Below are 16,842 nucleotides of genomic sequence, written 5' to 3' on the forward strand. Positions count from 1 at the left end.
CGCATGCTGACGCGCCCGGCAATCGAACTCTACCAGATGGTCGACACATTGAAGGCGGCGGCGGAAACGAGCCGGCTGCGCATTCTCGTGCTGCTGTCGCAGGGCGACCTGACGGTCACCGACCTGACGGAAATTCTCAGCCAGTCACAGCCGCGCGTCTCCCGGCATCTGAAGCTGCTGCTCGAGGCGCAGCTCATCGTGCGCTACCAGGAAGGCTCCTGGGCCTATTTCCGGCTGTCCGACTCGGATGCGGCGCGGGAATTCGTCGATGGCGTGGTGACGCGGCTCGACAGGGCGGATCCGGTGATCGATCGCGATCTGGAACGGCTTGCCTCGATCAAGCGGCGCCGCGAGGAGCGGGCGGCGGAGTATTTTTCGCGCAACGCGGCAAGCTGGGACCAGATCCGTTCGCTGCACGTCTCCGACAAGGCCGTGGAGGACGGGCTGAAGAAGCTCGTCGGAAAGCGGCCTTTCCAGTCCATGGTGGATCTGGGAACCGGGACCGGACGGCTCCTGGAGGTGTTCGCGCCGCTCTATCAGCGCGGGGTCGGCATCGACCTGTCACGCGAGATGCTGGCGGTGGCGCGCGCCAATCTGGAGCGCGCCGGCATCGCCCACGCGCAGGTGCGGCTGGGCGATATCGCGGCCCCGCCGGTGGAACGCGATGCCCATGACCTCGTGACCATCCATCAGGTGCTGCACTTCATCGACCGGCCGGGCGTGGCGATCCGCGAGGCGGCCAGGCTGTTGCGGCCGGGCGGCCGGCTGGTGATCGTCGATTTCGCCCCGCACGGGCACGAGTTCCTGCGCGAGGAGCATGCCCACATGCGGCTCGGTCTTGCCGACGGCCAGGTGGCGGAATGGCTGGACGAAGCGGAACTCGACCTGACGGACACGATGGAATTCGCGCCGCGCGGCGACGCCGAGAGAGGGCTGACCGTCAAGCTGTGGCTCGTGCGCGACCGGCGCATACAGATTGCCGACGGCACAGTGCCGGCGGCGGCTCAGAAGGAGACGGCTTGATGCCGCAATCGCATTTTTCCCGCCGCCCCGACACGGCCGGCAAGCTCCGCGTGTCGTTCGAGTTCTTTCCGCCGAAGACCGAGGCGATGGAGGCGCGGCTCTGGGAAACGGTGACGCGGCTCGCGCCGCTCGCGCCGGACTTCGTCTCCGTGACCTATGGTGCGGGCGGCTCGACGCGTGAGCGCACGGCCCGCACGGTCCGGCGCATCCTGGAGGAAACCACGCTCACCCCCGCCGCGCATATGACCTGCGTCGATGCCTCGCGCGAGGATGTCGATCATGTGATCGGCGAATTCGCGGCGCTGGGCGTGCGGCGGTTCGTGGCGCTGCGCGGTGATTCCAGCGCCGGCGTGGGCGAAGCCTACAAGCCGCACCCTGGTGGCTACAGCAACGGCGCGGAGCTGGTCGGCGCGATGCGCCGTCAGGGCGAGTTCGACATCTCCGTCGCGGCTTATCCGGAAAAGCACCCCGAAAGCGCGGATTTCGCCACCGACATCGACATGCTGAAGCGCAAGGTCGACAACGGCGCAACGCGCGCCATCACGCAGTTCTTCTTCGACAACGATCTCTACGAGCGTTACGTCGAGCGGGTTCGGCGCGCCGGCATCTACATCCCGATCGTTCCCGGCATCCAGCCGGTGCACAACTTCGCGCAGGTGGCGAATTTCGCCAGCCGTTGCGGGGCGCATGTGCCGGGCTGGCTGGCCGAACGGTTCGACGGGCTGGAGAACGAACCGCAGATCCATGCGCTCGTGGCGTCGGCCGTGGCAGCCGAACAGGTGATCGACCTGATCGACCGGGGCATCGACGAGTTCCACTTCTACACGATGAACCGGGCGGACCTGGCGCTGGCCGTCTGCCACATGATCGGCATCCGGCCCGGCAGCTCCGAAGCGAAGGCGGCATCCGCCGCAGCATGAAAAAAGGGCCGGAAATCCGGCCCTTTTCATCATTGAAATCGGAATTTCTGCGTGGCTGCCGCTCTGGGCGCAGCGTCGAGGCCGATTATGGCAGGACGCCCATGACAAGGGCGCCGATGAAAACAAATGCCGCACAAATCATCAGTGCATTGACAGGCCGTGTCAGTCCCATGGCAAAGCCTCCTCTGCTTTCTAAGAAACCGGATTCTAGTGGCGAGGCCTGGCGCGGCAAGCGCATTTTATGCTGCGCCGCAGCAGGATTGAGGAAAACTTCTCCCCGCGCGCCTTGTATCGATTGAATTTGCTGGGCAATCGGGCCGATTCACTTTGTGTTAACAAGTTGAGCGACAAGCCGCTCGCGGTTGCCGTCAGCGGGCGCGGAACAGGCGCCCGTCGATCGTGACGAGGCCTGCCGCGATCAGCGCCATTCCGGCGAACTCGAAGCTCTCCAGACGTTCCTGCAGGAACACCGCGCCGAGCAGGATGGCGCTGACCGGCACGATGAAGGTGACGAGCGACGCGTTCGTGGCACCTGCCGTGGCGAGCACGTGGAAATAGATCAGATAGGCGAAGGCTGTGGACATGACTGCAAGCGAGACGACTGCAGCCCAGATTTCCGTGCTGAAGGAAACCACGCCGCCGAAGCCATAGACGACGAGAATGAGCGGCACCATGATGATGCTCGAGGCGGTCAGCTGACCGGCGGCGACGATGGGCGGCGGCACGGAGCGGAAGCGGCGGCCGAAGATCAGGGCCAGTCCGTAGGAGAAGGCGGCGCCGATGAGCGCGAACTTGGCCCAGATCGGCCCGCCGAGGCCGTGGAGCAGGCCGGGGCCGATCATGATCGCCGTGCCCGCAATCCCGAAGAGGATGCCGAGGATCTTGCGTCCCGACAGCTTCTCGTCGGCGGTCAGGAGATTGGCGAGGATCGCCGTCCAGAAGGGGGTCGTCGCGTTCAGCACCGAGGCGAGGCCGGCGCCGATCTCCGTCTGGCCGAGGAAGATCAGCGAGAAGGGGATGACGTTGTTGAGGATCGCGAGAACCACGAAACTGCCGGCGTGGGGCAGGGCCAGCCGGAAAGAGGGGCCGCGCAGCAGGAGCCAGGCATGCAGGACCAGGGCGGCGATGCTGACCCGGTACATGACCAGCACGAGCGGCGGCATCTCCGCGACGGCGACCCGACCGAAGAAATAGGAGCCGCCCCAGACGAGGCCGAGCAGGATCACCAGCGCCCAGTTCTGCAACGACATCTGCTGCGCCGTCTGGTGCATCGGCGGTTGCGCTTTGGCGTGAGCCGTCATTCCTGCCTCCTCCAGACCCGTTCAAGGTCTCACCGAAAAGCACAATGTGCCGATCTCTTCGTCTTTCCGCGTTTATGCGGACGTCAGGTGGTTCCCTCTGACTGCGAGATGCGCCGGTGCCCCAGCCGGCGCTCTGCCCAACACCCAATACGCCCCGGCGGACGAACGGGCCACCCGAAATATGCCGCGTGCCTCCGGTGCAGCGCAAACCCTGATGCGGGAACATTTACATGCGGTACAAATTCTCTAGGTTCGATGGGCAGCCTCACGCCGTCCATTCGCCCGCGAACCGGAGATGCAGATGCAGATTTTCGAGACCGCCCGCGACGTTGCCCTGAAGCTCCGTCCGGACCAGCCGGTTTACTGTTTCCGACCGGAGGTGCTGAGGGAGGACACGCGCGGTTTCATGCAGGCGTTTCCCGGCAAGACGGCCTATGCGGTGAAAACCAATGGCGAGCCATTGGTGCTGAAGGCGCTGGCCGATGCGGGGGTCGATGCCTTCGACGTGGCGTCGCCGGCCGAGTTCGCCGCGGTCCGGGCGGTCGCCCCCGGGGCGGAGATGCTCTACATGCACCCGGTCAAGGCGCAGTCGGACATCCGCCTGGCGCTCGAGGAATACGGCATCCGCGTGATCGCGGTCGATCACGAGGACGAGGTGGCCAAACTGGTGCGCGTGGTGCGCGCGCTCGACATCGACCCCGGCACACTGACCGTTTTCGTCCGCATCCAGACCAAGGGCCACGCGGCCTATGAACTGTCGAAGAAATTCGGCGCCGGCCCCGCCCAGGCCGTGGAACTCTTGCAGCGGCTCGACCGGCATGGCTACAGGGTGGGGCTGTGCTTCCATGTCGGATCGCAGATCCAGGACCCTGACACCTATGAACGGGCGCTGGCTTCGGCGGACTGGGTGCGCAACAGGGCCGGGGTGGCGCTCGCCGGCCTCGATGTCGGCGGCGGGTTCCCGGCGGAATACGGCCACGACCCCAACCGCAAGAAGCCGGACATGCCGACGCTCGATGCGCTGATGGCGCGGCTGCGCCAGGACATCGTGGAATGGGGATTCGACGAACTGCCGCTGGTGGCGGAACCCGGACGGGTCATCGTCGCCCGTGCCTTCTCGCTGATCGTCCGCGTGCTCCTGCGCAAGGGGCGGCGGCTCTACATCAATGACGGCATCTGGGCGTCGCTGTCGGATTCCTGGACCGGCAAGATCACGCTTCCCGCACGCTTCATCTCCGACCCGGCCATCCGCAACCGCAATGGCGATGCGGGCGCCATCGTGCCGTTCCGGGTCTGCGGCGCCACCTGCGATTCGGTCGACATCCTGTCGCGGCCGTTCTGGCTGCCGGAGACGGTGGATACGGGCGACTGGATCGAGATCGGCCATATCGGCGCCTATTCGATGGCGCTCAGGACCCGTTTCAACGGGTTCTACCCGGACCATTTCGTCGAGGTGACGACACCGTTCGACGCCGGCAAGGCACCGGAAGGCTTCGCCAGCCTGGAAACCATGGCCGACTAGCGCGTTTGCCGCCGGGCGGAAGCATCTGACACGAAGACGGACGCGGAAAAACGAGGCAAATGGACCGCTCAGGCGTTTCTATGAGGCGAAAAAGCGGTCTAGGATCGTGCGAGCCACCCAGGCGGCAAACGGAAAGGACCGATATTGGAAGCAGAAGCGCACGCCGTTCCCCTGACCGAGATGGCGTTCGTCATCCTGATGGCCATCGCGCTCGGCCTCGGCCTGATGCGCCTGAAACAGCCGCCGCTCGTCGGTTTCATCCTCGCCGGCGTCGTGCTCGGCCCGACGGGCTTCGGGCTGATCGGCAATTCCGACAGCGTGACCGCGCTTGCCGAGATGGGCGTGCTGATGCTGCTGTTCTTCATCGGCATGGAGCTGTCGCTGCGCGCTTTCATCATCAGCCTGAAGCCGGCGGTGCTGGTGGCGACCGGGCAACTGGCCGTGGCGCTGGGCATCGGCCTCACGCTCGCCTGGGCAACCGGAGCCGGGATGGCGGAAGGGCTGATCTTCGGCTTTATCATCGGCCTGTCGAGCACCGTCGTCGCGATGAAGATGCTCGACGACATGGACGAGTTGCGCGGCGATGCCGGGCGGATCGCCATCGCCGTCCTGATCGCGCAGGACATCGCCGTGGTGCCGATGCTGATCATCGTTTCGGCGCTCGGCGGGCAGGATGCGGGCCTGTTCGCGGTGGCCGCCAAAGTGGCGCTGGCGGTCGGCTTCCTGGCCTGGCTGCTGTGGTGGCTCGGCCGGCGCGGCAAGTTGCGCGCGCCTTTCGCTGCACAGATCGCCGACAATGTCGAGATCCTGGCGCTCGGCGCCATGGGCGTCTGTTTCGGCGCTGCGGCGCTGTCGGGCGTGCTGGGCCTGTCTCCCGCCTATGGTGCTTTTGTCGGCGGTATCGTGGTCGGCAACTCGACGCTCAGGGCGCGCATCATTCCGGTGATCGAACCGATCCAGAGCGTTCTGGTCGTCGTGTTCTTCCTGTCGATCGGCCTGCTGTTCGACCTGTCCTACATCTGGAACAATCTCTGGGTGGTGCTGGGCGCGGCGCTGGTGGTGATCGCGGCCAAGACCCTGCTCAACGTGTTCCTGCTGCGTGCGACCGGCCATGACCGCAACACGGCACTGATCGGCGGCCTGTCGATGGCGCAGATCGGGGAGTTCTCCTTCGTGCTGGCGGCGGCGGGATTCTCCGCCGGCGCGCTGGGGCAGGACGGTTACCGCCTGGCGATCGCGGTGACCGCCATTTCGCTGCTCGTCTCGCCGGCCTGGATGTCGATCATGCGCCGTATCGAGGATGTCGCGGCGAAGGGCTTTTCATCCTATCGCGAGGCCCTGTCGGAGGCCTATGCGGGCGAGATCGAGAATGTGGGCGAGGGGCTGTGGTGGATGCGCGCGCGCTACCGGGCGGGGCGCATGACGCTGCGCAAATGGCGCGTGCGCCGGGCGCAGGAGAAGGCGGCGAAATCAGCGGCGGCGCAGGAGGTCGCGGAACCGGCTGCCGGGACCGTTCAGGACCCCGACAAGCCGGAAACGGAGGCCGCCACCGACAAGGAGCGGAGCGCCGCGCCCTGATCGGGCGCGATGCTTCATTTTCCTGTCGCTCGTGGTCAGGCGTGTGTCGAGCGATTTCGCCTGAGCGCCAAAACGACGTTACAGGTTCGAGAACAGGGTCGGCGTTGGCCAGCCGTCCGCGGGCAGGCCGAGGCGAAGCTGTTCCTGCCGGACCGCGCCGCGCGTTCCCGCGCCGAGAATGCCGTCGATCTTGCCGACGTCGTGACCGCGCCCGGCGAGTTTCTGCTGCAACTGCTTCATCATCTCGGGTGCGAGACCCTGTTCCGGCGACCGGGGGTCGAAGCGCGGCGCGCCGTCAAGACGCGCCGCGAGGTGGGCCGCCGTCAGCGTGTAGATGAGCGACTGGTTCCATTCGAGATAGATGTCGTAGTTCTCGAAGGCGAGGAAAGCCGGTCCCCTGTGCCCCATGGGCAGGATCAGGCCGGCCTGCATTGCGTCATTCTCGAGCGGGCTGCCGTCGCGGCGCGTGACGCCCATGGCGGCCCATTCCGAGCGCGGCAGCGGGTTGACCAGGCCGGTCTTCTCCCACGGCATCTGGTCGGGAACGCGAACTTCCTCAAGCCAGGGCTGCCCGGGTTTCCAGCCGAGGGACTGCAGGTTTCTGGCTGCGGTCAGGATGGCGTCGGGCGCGCTGCCCTTGAGATCGACACGGCCATCCCCGTCGCCATCGACGCCCTTGGTGTAGTAGTCGGACGGAAGCATCTGCATCTGGCCGATCTCGCCAGCCCAGGCGCCTGTGACGTCGGCGCCGATCCAACCCTGGTCAATCAGGTGGAGAAGGGCGACGAGCTGCGGCCGGAAGATCTCGGGCCGACGGCAGTCATGCGCCAGCGTCGCCAGCGCGTTCAGGGTCGAGAAGTCGCCCTGCACCGCGCCAAAATCCGTCTCCAGCGCCCAGAAGGAGGCGATAACCGGACCGGGTATGCCGAACTCGCTTTGGGCGCGGGCGAAGGTGTCGGCATATTTGCTCAGATTGGCGGCGCCGTTCTTCAGCCGGTAATCATTGATCATGCGGCCGGAGAACTCGATGAAGGTCTGGTTGAAAACACCCTGCGCGCGGTCGCGTTGCAGGACCGTCTCGTCGATCCGCGCGGCCTCGAGTGCCGACAGGCCGCGCTCGCCGATCCCGTCATTGGCGGCCTCGGCTCTCACGGCGCTGCGCCAGGCGGCGAAATCGCCGCCGCATTGCTGCGCCTGCGCCGCGGTGGCCAGGCCAAGTGCGAGCAGCGCGCCGAGCGCGATCGTTCTGGTGTGCATGTGCACTCTCCTTGTGTACTGCGGCCTTAGCGGCCGGTGTTGGCTGCAAGCCATTTCTTCCAGGTGCCCGCATCGCCGTTGAAGACATTGATGTCGGCTTTTCCGGTGATGCCGGGGACAACGCCTGTCCCGGTGTACTGCCAGAACGTCCAAGGGTGATTGGAATATTTGTCATCCGGATGACCGGCGACGGAGCGCAGCCAGAATGGATAGCCGTGGAAGCGGCTGAGTTGGTTGTCCTCGAAGAAATCGATGGAGGTGTAGATGATCGGGCGCTTGCCATAGTGGCGCTCGACCGCCTGCAGGAAGACGCGCATCTCGGAACGCACGGTCTCGGGCGGCGGACGCAGCTTGCAGGTCGGCGATTGCGGGTTCCACTCCATGTCGAGCACGGGAGGCAGGGCCGCCGGATCACGCGGCACGTTGCGGATGAACCATCGCGCCTGCTCGATGGCGGGCCTGCAGAAATAGTAGAAGTGATAGGCGCCGCGCGGAATGCCCGCGACTCGGGCGGCGTTCCAGTTGCGGGCGAAATAGTCGTCGACCCGGTCACCGCCCTCGGTCGCCTTGATGAAGGCGAAGGAAATCCGGCCGCGGCGCGCCGCCGCCCAGTCGATCTCCTGCTGGTATTTCGCAACGTCGGTGCCGTGAACGGCATAGTGCCATGGCGCCCCACGCTCCCACTCATGCGGGTCGGTGTCGCCGAAGCGCGGCCCGACGTGACGCGAGGCTGGTCCGGGCGCTTCCGCGCGCGGCGTCGGCGCCACGTCGGATAAGTCGTAGCTGACCGTGGAACAACCAAAAAGAAAAGCGGATAGACTGGCAATCAGCAATCGATGCATGATCGGTTTTGGCCCCCGGCGGACGAATCAGTAGCGATGGCGTTAGCGGCAGAAATAATTGAAGACGGCGGCCCCGTCACCTTGGCCTGAACCGCCGAGACAGGCCCGAACCAGTGAAAGAGACATGATGCGCAGGATCTACTCGGGCCTGAAATGGCTTGCGGCGCTGCTTGTTGCCGTGCTCCTTGCCGGCGCATTGTGGCTGTATTTTGCTCCGCCCGCGCTGATCCGCCTCGGTTCGGGCTTCGCGGCGAAAACGGTCTGCTCGAACCTCTTCATTGCCGGACGAGACCCCCAGGTGGTGCTGCGCGACGATGTGCAGGCGCCCGGCCACCCGCTCCTGAAGCTCATGCGCGTGCGCGTGGATGCCGCCGATGCGACGGTTCATGCAGGACTGTTCGGCGTTTTCGGCGAGGGTCTGGCGGTCTTCCGCGGCGCCACGGGATGCACCTCGGTGCCCGACGGCAACGTGTCCGCTGCGGAGGGCAGGCGCTTCTACCTGCCGCCGCAGGAGCCGCTCGGCGTTGCATTGTGGCCCGAGGGCCTGCGCATCGACGTCTCGCAGTTTCCGCTGGTGTCGGAGATTCTCGACGATGAAAGGCTGACCGGCCCGGGCATGCGCGCCGTCGTGGTGGTGCAGGACGGGCGGATCATCGGCGAGAGGTTCGGCGAAGGGGTGGTCAATTACACCCAGCCCCTGACCGGCTGGTCGATGACCAAGACGGTCACTGCGGCGCTGATTGGCGCGCGCGTCCACGCCGGCAGGATGTCGGTCGAGGACGACCGCCTGTTTCCGGAATGGGAGAATGACGAGCGGGCGAACATCACTGTGGCGGACCTGCTCGGGATGGAGAGCGGCCTGGCGTTCAACGAGGATTATGGCGACGTGACGGACGTCACGCGCATGCTCTATCTGGAGAGCGACATGGCGGGGTTCGTCGCCGGGATGCCGCTTGTCGACCCGATCGGCGCGGCGTTCAGCTATTCGAGCGGAACGAGCGTGCTTCTGTCACGCATCTGGCAGGCGAGTTTCTCGGCGCCCCGGGATGCGCTTGCCTGGCCCTATGAAGCTCTGTTCCGGCCGCTCGGCATGGACACCGCGGTGCTCGAGACGGATTCGCGCGGCACCTATGTCGGCTCGTCGAATCTCTTCGCGTCGGCCCGCGACTGGGCGCGCTTCGGCCAGTTTCTGCTGCAGGACGGCGTGTGGAAGGGTGAGCGCATCCTGCCGGAAGGCTGGGTCGCGTGGATGAGTACGCCCACGGTCGCCTCCGGCGGCGAATACGGCCGGCATGTCTGGCTGCACGGTCCGCGCGCCACGACGCCGGCAGGAACCCACCCGGATGCGGGCTTCGACCTGCCGCAAGACGCCTACTGGCTGCTCGGTCATGACGGGCAGACGGTGACGATCATCCCGTCGCGACGCATGGTCGTGGTGCGCATGGGGCTGACGCCATCGAAGCTGGGCTACAAGCCGCAGGCCCTGGTGGAAGCCCTGCTGAAGCTGCCGGGCAGGCAGGAATGAGTGACGGCCTCAGCCGGGGAGGCGGATAACGGCGCTCACCGCGTAACCGCGAAAAAGGGAATCGAACCGGAGGCTTGCGCCGCGTTTCTCGCATTCCGATTCCAGAACCGCATGCAGCGCATCGCGCGGCCTCACGTGGAAGGCGGCCAGCCAGCGCCGCAGGCCGGAGCGGAACCAGAGGGGCAGGCGCTCCTGCCGGCCGAAATCCACAATGTGCAGCGTGCCGCCGGGGACAACGCAGTCGAGGCCGGCGGCAATCGTTTCACGCCAGGGCGGGATCATCGACAGGGAGTAGGAGATGAAGACGCGGTCGAACCGGGACCGCGCGAACAGTGCCTGCGCATCGAATGCGGCGGCATCTGCTTCGGCCAGGGTGACGATGTCGCCAATGTGCTCGCGCTCCATGCGCTGCCGGGCCGTCGCCAGCATCTCGCGGGAGATGTCGAGGCCATGGAAGCGGGCGTCCGGAAAGCGCTCGGCGGCGAGGGCGATGTTCCGGCCCGTGCCACAGCCGAGCTCGAGGACACTGCCGCCCGCCGGCACGTCGAGCCCGGCGATCAGGCCGTCGCGGCCGAGCAGGTAGAACTTGCGGGTCAGGTCGTAGATGTGACGCTGGCGGCGGTAGACGCCGTCCATCAGGCGCGCATGGCCGGAAGCCTCCGCGAGCGCCGGCATCAGGCGTTCTTCACATAGAGATGGAAGCCGCCATAGATCGCCGAGCGGTCGCTGGCCGACAATTCGCGCGAACGGATCTTCTCGTAGCGCCACTGGTCGAGCAGCGCCCTCGAGACCCGGCCGGGCAGCAGGCTCGGCGCGGCAGCGGTGCGGAAGATCACGCGGGCGCCGGGCGCGGCGGTGCGGGTGATCTCGCTCCACAGCGTGTTAAGCTGATCGTCGTTCATCCAGTCCTGCGCGTCGAGCAGCACATAGCGATCGACGCTGTGGGCCGGCTTGGCGCGGAGCAGATCGACCAGATTGACGTGATGGACGGCAACGCGGTCGGCGGCGGCCTTGAGCGTGGCAAAATTCTTCCGTTCGAGATAGGCCGGCAGGGTTGCCTCGTCGGGGGAGGGATAATGGCGGGCAAAGGCCTGCCAGGCGAAGTAGTTCTCCCGCAGCGGGAAATGGCAGGCGAGCTTTTCGAGGCGGCTCGACAGCACGTCGGCCATGGTTCCGTTGCCGGCAGTGATGAGGGAATCATACTGGGCCGGCGGGATACCCAGCCCGAACAGGGATGCCTTGCGCGAGGTCGCCCAGCGCACGAGGCTGCGGTCGAACAGCGGACGCAGATGATCCTCGAAGAAGACGCGCTGCTCGCGCATCGACCGGGCCTTCATGATGTCCGCCGGGTTGACGCCGTAGAAGCGGGCCACCGCGTGGCTCGTCGCGATGAAGAAGCCGAGCAGGCCCTTTTTGTAGAAATTGCCGTTGAACGCCTCGATGCGGGCGCGCCCCAGGGGGCCGCGCTTCTCCCAGTAGCGGCGCGACTGGGCATCGAGCCTGGGGGCGATGAAGCGCCGGTAGGCCTCTGCATTGCTCCTGTTGCCGGAGACGCCGAAGAAGCGCAGCAGATCGGCATGCGAGGGCAGTGCGCTGAAAGCCGTGAGCTTGAGCCTGTTGAGCGCCACATGCGCCGTGTTGAGATCGACCGCGTCGATCTTCGCCGGCTGCCGGGTGAGATAGGCCAGGACGTTGCAGCCGCCCGACGCGATGGTGACGATGCGGTGGGTCTCGTCGAGTTCCATCGCCGCCATGTCCACGTCCGGGTCCTCCCAGATCTGCGGATAGACGAGACCGGAGAAGAGCAGCGCGAAAAGCCGTTCGGACAGGCCGGCCTTGGACAGGGCCCGGTTCTGATAGACGGCCCGGCCGATCGCGCGTTTGCCCGACAGGGCGATGTTTGCGGAAAGGTCGGTCATGCCGCGACTCCCATCAAATGACATTGTGACCGGGCTACCCCGACCCGGTTACGGCGCGATGACAATGGTGCGACAGGGCCGTGACAGGCCGCTGGGCCAGGTTCCCGGTTGCAGAAAAATACGCCAGCCTCTTGCATTTAATTGATTTGTTATATAACAAGTGATTTATATAAAGGATGGGCACTTATGCAGACACTCGACGCAGCATTCTCGGCGCTTGCTGACCCGACCCGCAGGGCCATTCTTTCGCGCCTGGCGCTCGGGGAGGCGACGGTTCTCGAATTGGCCAAGCCTTTCGACATGTCGCAGCCGGCGGTCTCGCGGCACCTGAAGGTGCTCGAGACGGCAGGGTTGATCACGCGGCGGGTAGAGGGCGCGAAACGCCCCTGCAGGCTGGCATCATCGGCAATCGGCGAGATCGACCGGTGGCTGGACATGCTGCGGCAGGCGCTCGAGCAGAATTACAACCGGCTGGACGGGGTTCTGGCCCAGATGGAACAGGAAGAAGAAGGAAACGTGAAATGAGCCAGCTTACCCTGAAGACCGAAGGCGATACCCATGTGGTGGTGACGCGCCGCTTCGCGGCGTCGCCCGAGAGCGTGTACCGGGCGCACACCGAGACGGCGCTGCTGCAGAAATGGATGACCGGCCCTGACGGTTGGAGCATGCCGGTCTGCATCAACGAGACGAAGCCCGGCGGAAAGATCCGCTACGAATGGTCCGACGGCAATGGCGGCGGGTTTCACCTCACCGGCGAATATGTCGCGCTGGAGCCTTTCAGCCGCATCGTGCACGTGGAGCGCATGCACCTGCCGGACCCGACGCCCGACAACCACATCGAGACGCGGTTCGAGAAGGATGGTGCGGGGACGCTGATGACCCTGCGCATGACGCTGCCCGACGCCGCGACGCGAACGGCCATGCTGGCCACCGGCATGGAGCATGGCATGGAAGCGAGCTACGCGAGAATGGAAGAGGTGCTGGCGGCGTAGGCCTGCCGTCGGCTTGATGTGGCCGTTCCGGCATGGATCCTCGGGCCTGACCCGAGGATCCATGCCTGTCCGCTCGATGCCAATCGCTGTTGCCTCAGACTTTTCCGAAACCTCCGGCGGTGGGCGTCGTCACGATCACCGCTTCGCCCGCATGCACCACGGTCTGGTCGCTGCCCTTCAGGACGTCGACCCGCCCATCGAGGCGGCGCACCTCGGTGCGGCCCATCTCGCCGTCGCCGCCGCCTTCCAGGCCGCGCGGCGGCTGGGTGCGGTGCGAGGAGAGGATGGCGCATTCGAGCGTCTCGAGAAAGCGGATGGTGCGCCTCGTGCCGTCGCCGGCGCTCCAGCGGCCCTTGCCGCCGGATCCCTCGCGGATGTGAAAATCCTCCAGCAGGACGGGGAAGCGGAGCTCGAGGATCTCCGGATCCGTGAGGCGCGAGTTGGTCATGTGCGTGTGAACGCCCGACGCGCCGCCGAAGCCGCGCCCGTCGTTCATGTGGCCGGCGGGCGAGCCTGAGCAGATGGTCTCGTAATACTGGTACTGATCGTTGCCGAAGGTCAGGTTGTTCATCGTGCCCTGGCTGTTGGCGATGGCCTTCATCGCGCCGAACAGGGCGTTGGTGACGTGCTGCGAGGTCTCGACATTGCCGGCGACGACGGCGGCCGGGTAGGACGGCCGCAGCATGCAGCCCTCGGGAATGATGATATCGATCGGCCGCAGGCAACCGGCATTCATCGGGATGGCACCCTCGACCATGACACGGAACGCATAGAGGACGGCGGCGCGCGCGACGGGCTCCGGCGCGTTGAAATTGTTCTTCTCCACCGGCGAGGTGCCGGTGAAGTCGACCGCCGCCTGGCGCTTGTGCCGGTCGACTGTGATCTTGACCCGGATCATCTGGCCGCTGTCGGTGGGATAGGCGTATTCCGACGCGTCCGGCAGGCGCTCCAGCACGCGCCGGACGCTCTCGGCGGCATTGTCCTGCACATGGCCCATATAGGCCTCGACGACCTCCAGGCCGAACTGGGCGATCATCTTCCTGAGTTCGGCGACGCCCTTCTCGTTGGCGGCGATCTGCGCCTTCAGGTCGGCGATGTTCTGATGCGGGTTGCGCGCCGGCCAGGGGTGGTCGGTCAGCAGCGTATGCAGTTCCCGCTCGCGGAACCGGCCGCCCTCGACGAGGCGGAAATTGTCGAACAGCACGCCTTCCTCGTCGACGGTCGTTGCCAGCGGCGTCATCGAGCCGGGGGCGGTGCCGCCGACATCCGCATGGTGGCCGCGCGAGGCGGTGTAGAACAGGATGGTCTCGCCCCGGTCGTCGAACACCGGCGTGACGACCGTGATGTCGGGCAGATGGGTGCCGCCATTATAGGGCGCATTGAGCGCGAAGACGTCGCCGGGGCGGATGTTGCCCTTGTTGAGGCGTATGACCGTCTCAACCGATCGGTCCATGGAGCCCAGATGGACCGGCATATGCGGCGCGTTGGCGACCAGCGCGCCGTCGCGATCGAAGACGGCGCAGGAGAAATCCAGCCGCTCCTTGATGTTGACGGAATAGGCGGTGTTCTGGAGGGTCACGCCCATCTGCTCGGCGATGGACATGAACAGGTTGTTGAACACTTCCAGCATTACCGGGTCGGCCTCGGTACCGAGTGCCGCGGCGCGCGCCTTCTTCTCGATGCGGCGCATCAGCACGTGATCGCGGGCGGTCACTTCCGCCTGCCAGCCGGGTTCCACGACGATGGTCTGATTGGCTTCGATGATCAGGGCGGGGCCGGCGAGGCGGCTGCCGGGCGCAAGGGTCGCGCGGCGGAACACGCTCGCGTCCCGCCATGATCCGTCGCAGAAGATCCGGCGCGTGTCGGCGGGCGCCGACGTTTCCCCGAGATCGTGCCGCTCTTCGTCGGGGGCGGCGTCGCGGGCGTCGAAACCCTCGACGCTGACCGCCTCGACGACCATCGGCTTGTCGTCATAGACGAAACCAAACTGCGCCTTGTGCGCCGCCTCGAAGGCCGCCCTTGCCTCGGTAATTGACCCCTCGAAGGTGACGGGCAGGGTGGTGTCGGTGCCGTCGTAGCGGATCTCGAGCTTGGCGCGCCAGGCGATGCGGTCGCCTGCGATGCCCTGGTCGGCGAGTTCGGCCCCGACATCGGCGCGAAGGCTTTCCGACAGGGCGCCGATGGCGTCGAGAGAATCTTCCTCGAAGGGCTGCAGAAGCGCCTGCTGGCGCGAGGCGAAGACTGTCGCCAGCCCGATGCCGTAGGCCGACAGGAGGCCGGACATGGGGTGGATCAGCACCGCCTCCATGCCGAGCGCGTCGGCGACGAGACAGGCGTGCTGTCCGCCGGCGCCGCCGAAACAGTTCAGCAAATAGCCGGTCACGTCATAACCGCGCTGGACGGAGATCTTCTTCACGGCATTGGCCATGTTCTCGACGGCGATGGTGATGAAACCTTCGGCCACCGCCTCGGGCGGGCGTCCGCCGCCGATCTCCTCCGCCAGATCGGCGAAGCGCCGGCGCACCGTTTCCACGTCGAGCGGCTCATCCTGGCCAGGGCCGAAGATGGCCGGGAAGAAATCGGGCTGCAGCTTGCCGAGCATGACGTTGGCGTCGGTAACGGCGAGCGGGCCGCCGCGCCGGTAACAGGCGGGGCCGGGATTGGCGCCCGCCGAATCCGGGCCGACCTTCAGCCGCTCGTCCTCGTAGTGCAGAAGCGAGCCGCCGCCGGCGGCGACGGTGTGGATGCGCATCATCGGCGCGCGGATGCGCACGCCGGCGACCTCCGTGTCGAAGGCGCGTTCATATTCGCCGTCATAATGGGTGACATCGGTCGACGTGCCGCCCATGTCGAAGCCGATGACCTTGTCGAAGCCGGCGAGGCGCGCCGTCTCGACCATGCCGACCACGCCGCCGGCGGGTCCCGACAGGATCGCATCCTTGCCCTGGAACTTGTCGGCGGCGGTAAGGCCGCCCGACGACATCATGAATTTGAGGCCGGGCGCACGGCCATCGGCGCCGACGCCGAGTTCCCGGGCGATGCGGCTGACATAGCGCGCCAGGATCGGCGAGAGATAGGCATCGACCACCGTCGTGTCGCCACGGCCGACCAGCTTGATCAGCGGCGAGGTCTCGTGGCTGACCGACACCTGGGAGAAACCGGAGTCGCGGCAAAGGCTTGCGGCGGCTTTCTCATGCTCGGGGAATTTCCAGGCATGCATGAAGACGATGGCGGCCGCATCGATGCCGTCGGCGCGCGCCTGCTCGATCTCACCGCGGATGGCATCGAGGTCGAGCTCCGTCTCGACGGTGCCGTCGACGCGCAGGCGCTCGGGAACCTCGATGACACGCTCATAGAGCTGTTCGGGCAGGACGATCTCCTTGGCGAAGATGTCCGGCCGGGCCTGATAGGCGATCTTCAGCGCATCGCGGAAACCCTTCGTGACGAGCAGGACGACCCGGTCGCCCTTGCGTTCCAGAAGTGCGTTGGTGGCGACGGTGGTGCCCATCTTGACGTCGCCGATCAGCGCCGAGGGAATGGCATCGCCGGCGGCTACCGAAAGCAGATCGCGAATGCCCTGTATGCCGGCGTCGGCATAGGATTCCGGGTTTTCGGAGAGCAGCTTGCGGGCATGCAGTCTGCCCTCAGGGTCGCGGCCGATAATGTCGGTGAAGGTCCCGCCGCGATCGATCCAGAAATCCCATTTGCCAGGCGTCATCGGTTGTTCCCTCGTTCTTACAGCGCCGCGCGTCTTGCAAGACGCGCGAAGGACGCTGTAACACTTTGAAATGATGCATGTTCGTTGTCATTCAGATGGATCCATCTGAATGCGACATGCATTAGCCATGCAAGATGAAAACCACGTCCGGGATAAAACGTCAATAATTTGTTGACATATTGTCCGGATGTGCAAATCTGCCATCAGCGCGGCGGGACGGGAACCCCGCCGGAGCTCAATCAAAT

13 protein-coding genes are annotated in these 16,842 nt (G+C 65.9%); 7 read left to right on the top strand and 6 right to left on the bottom strand.

Translation table 11 applies throughout. The annotated features are described in order from the left end of the window. Positions 1 to 3 precede the first annotated feature (3 nt). Entirely contained in the window at positions 4 to 1,023 is a 1,020-nt protein-coding gene (locus NA2_RS00305) for an ArsR/SmtB family transcription factor (RefSeq protein WP_040676381.1), read from the top strand. After that, complete coding sequence (metF, locus tag NA2_RS00310; protein WP_008592911.1) at positions 1,023 to 1,943, top strand: methylenetetrahydrofolate reductase [NAD(P)H]; 921 nt, start codon at positions 1,023 to 1,025, stop codon at positions 1,941 to 1,943. The genes NA2_RS00305 and metF overlap by 1 nt, the downstream gene beginning before the upstream one ends. A 368-nt stretch (positions 1,944 to 2,311) precedes the next feature. Here the strand turns inward: metF and NA2_RS00315 are convergent, their stop codons facing one another. Continuing rightward, on the bottom strand, positions 2,312 to 3,244 hold the full coding sequence (locus tag NA2_RS00315) for a DMT family transporter (protein ID WP_008592913.1): 933 nt from the start codon (positions 3,242 to 3,244) through the stop codon (positions 2,312 to 2,314). Between the two features lie 301 nt (positions 3,245 to 3,545). On the opposite strand from NA2_RS00315, the gene NA2_RS00320 reads away from it, so the two are divergent. Further along, the gene (locus tag NA2_RS00320) at positions 3,546 to 4,766 is read left to right on the top strand and encodes an alanine racemase (RefSeq protein ID WP_008592915.1); all 1,221 of its coding nucleotides are present in this window, start codon (positions 3,546 to 3,548) and stop codon (positions 4,764 to 4,766) included. 144 nt (positions 4,767 to 4,910) lie between these two features. After that, the gene (locus NA2_RS00325) at positions 4,911 to 6,344 is read left to right on the top strand and encodes a cation:proton antiporter (protein ID WP_008592918.1); all 1,434 of its coding nucleotides are present in this window, start codon (positions 4,911 to 4,913) and stop codon (positions 6,342 to 6,344) included. Between the two features lie 78 nt (positions 6,345 to 6,422). On the opposite strand, the gene NA2_RS00330 is transcribed toward NA2_RS00325, so the two are convergent. Together NA2_RS00330 and NA2_RS00335 are read right to left on the bottom strand one after the other, a co-directional pair. Beyond that, a complete protein-coding gene (locus tag NA2_RS00330) occupies positions 6,423 to 7,601 on the bottom strand; it encodes a lytic murein transglycosylase (protein WP_008592921.1) in 1,179 nt (392 codons plus the stop codon). A 26-nt stretch (positions 7,602 to 7,627) separates the two neighbouring features. Beyond that, positions 7,628 to 8,443, bottom strand: coding sequence for a glycoside hydrolase family 25 protein (locus tag NA2_RS00335; RefSeq protein ID WP_051011477.1), 816 nt, complete (start codon positions 8,441 to 8,443; stop codon positions 7,628 to 7,630). 127 nt (positions 8,444 to 8,570) lie between these two features. Here NA2_RS00335 and NA2_RS00340 point away from each other — a divergent pair, with 127 nt between their 5' ends. Further along, on the top strand, positions 8,571 to 9,968 hold the full coding sequence (locus NA2_RS00340; protein ID WP_040676384.1) for a serine hydrolase domain-containing protein: 1,398 nt from the start codon (positions 8,571 to 8,573) through the stop codon (positions 9,966 to 9,968). 9 nt (positions 9,969 to 9,977) lie between these two features. Here the strand turns inward: NA2_RS00340 and NA2_RS00345 are convergent, their stop codons facing one another. Together NA2_RS00345 and NA2_RS00350 are read right to left on the bottom strand one after the other, a co-directional pair. Continuing rightward, complete coding sequence (locus tag NA2_RS00345) at positions 9,978 to 10,643, bottom strand: class I SAM-dependent methyltransferase (protein ID WP_008592927.1); 666 nt, start codon at positions 10,641 to 10,643, stop codon at positions 9,978 to 9,980. Next, positions 10,643 to 11,887: a BtaA family protein gene (locus NA2_RS00350; RefSeq protein WP_008592928.1), complete on the bottom strand. Its 1,245-nt coding sequence runs from the start codon at positions 11,885 to 11,887 to the stop codon at positions 10,643 to 10,645. Before NA2_RS00350 ends, NA2_RS00345 begins: the two co-directional genes overlap by 1 nt. 186 nt (positions 11,888 to 12,073) lie before the next feature. Here NA2_RS00350 and NA2_RS00355 point away from each other — a divergent pair, with 186 nt between their 5' ends. Together NA2_RS00355 and NA2_RS00360 are read left to right on the top strand one after the other, a co-directional pair. Continuing rightward, positions 12,074 to 12,412 (top strand): ArsR/SmtB family transcription factor, encoded by a 339-nt coding sequence (locus tag NA2_RS00355; RefSeq protein WP_008592930.1) that lies wholly within the window; start codon positions 12,074 to 12,076, stop codon positions 12,410 to 12,412. Continuing rightward, complete coding sequence (locus NA2_RS00360) at positions 12,409 to 12,879, top strand: SRPBCC domain-containing protein (protein ID WP_008592933.1); 471 nt, start codon at positions 12,409 to 12,411, stop codon at positions 12,877 to 12,879. The genes NA2_RS00355 and NA2_RS00360 overlap by 4 nt, the downstream gene beginning before the upstream one ends. A gap of 94 nt (positions 12,880 to 12,973) precedes the next feature. Here NA2_RS00360 and NA2_RS00365 read toward each other — a convergent pair whose 3' ends face one another. Further along, positions 12,974 to 16,597 (bottom strand): hydantoinase B/oxoprolinase family protein, encoded by a 3,624-nt coding sequence (locus tag NA2_RS00365; protein WP_008592934.1) that lies wholly within the window; start codon positions 16,595 to 16,597, stop codon positions 12,974 to 12,976. Positions 16,598 to 16,842 lie beyond the last annotated feature (245 nt).

The organism is Nitratireductor pacificus pht-3B (assembly GCF_000300335.1).
Lineage (GTDB): Bacteria > Pseudomonadota > Alphaproteobacteria > Rhizobiales > Rhizobiaceae > Nitratireductor > Nitratireductor pacificus.

What these genes read in the sequence shown, in the direction of transcription:
- NA2_RS00330 (WP_008592921.1), bottom strand. Translation starts at nt 7,601, where the DNA reads ATGCACACCAGAACGATCGCGCTCGGCGCGCTGCTCGCACTTGGCCTG.
- NA2_RS00345 (WP_008592927.1), bottom strand. Translation starts at nt 10,643, where the DNA reads ATGCCGGCGCTCGCGGAGGCTTCCGGCCATGCGCGCCTGATGGACGGC.
- NA2_RS00355 (WP_008592930.1), top strand. Translation starts at nt 12,074, where the DNA reads ATGCAGACACTCGACGCAGCATTCTCGGCGCTTGCTGACCCGACCCGC.
- NA2_RS00360 (WP_008592933.1), top strand. Translation starts at nt 12,409, where the DNA reads ATGAGCCAGCTTACCCTGAAGACCGAAGGCGATACCCATGTGGTGGTG.
- metF (WP_008592911.1), top strand. Translation starts at nt 1,023, where the DNA reads ATGCCGCAATCGCATTTTTCCCGCCGCCCCGACACGGCCGGCAAGCTC.
- NA2_RS00335 (WP_051011477.1), bottom strand. Translation starts at nt 8,443, where the DNA reads ATGCATCGATTGCTGATTGCCAGTCTATCCGCTTTTCTTTTTGGTTGT.
- NA2_RS00350 (WP_008592928.1), bottom strand. Translation starts at nt 11,887, where the DNA reads ATGACCGACCTTTCCGCAAACATCGCCCTGTCGGGCAAACGCGCGATC.
- NA2_RS00340 (WP_040676384.1), top strand. Translation starts at nt 8,571, where the DNA reads ATGCGCAGGATCTACTCGGGCCTGAAATGGCTTGCGGCGCTGCTTGTT.
- NA2_RS00305 (WP_040676381.1), top strand. Translation starts at nt 4, where the DNA reads ATGCTGACGCGCCCGGCAATCGAACTCTACCAGATGGTCGACACATTG.
- NA2_RS00320 (WP_008592915.1), top strand. Translation starts at nt 3,546, where the DNA reads ATGCAGATTTTCGAGACCGCCCGCGACGTTGCCCTGAAGCTCCGTCCG.
- NA2_RS00315 (WP_008592913.1), bottom strand. Translation starts at nt 3,244, where the DNA reads ATGACGGCTCACGCCAAAGCGCAACCGCCGATGCACCAGACGGCGCAG.
- NA2_RS00365 (WP_008592934.1), bottom strand. Translation starts at nt 16,597, where the DNA reads ATGACGCCTGGCAAATGGGATTTCTGGATCGATCGCGGCGGGACCTTC.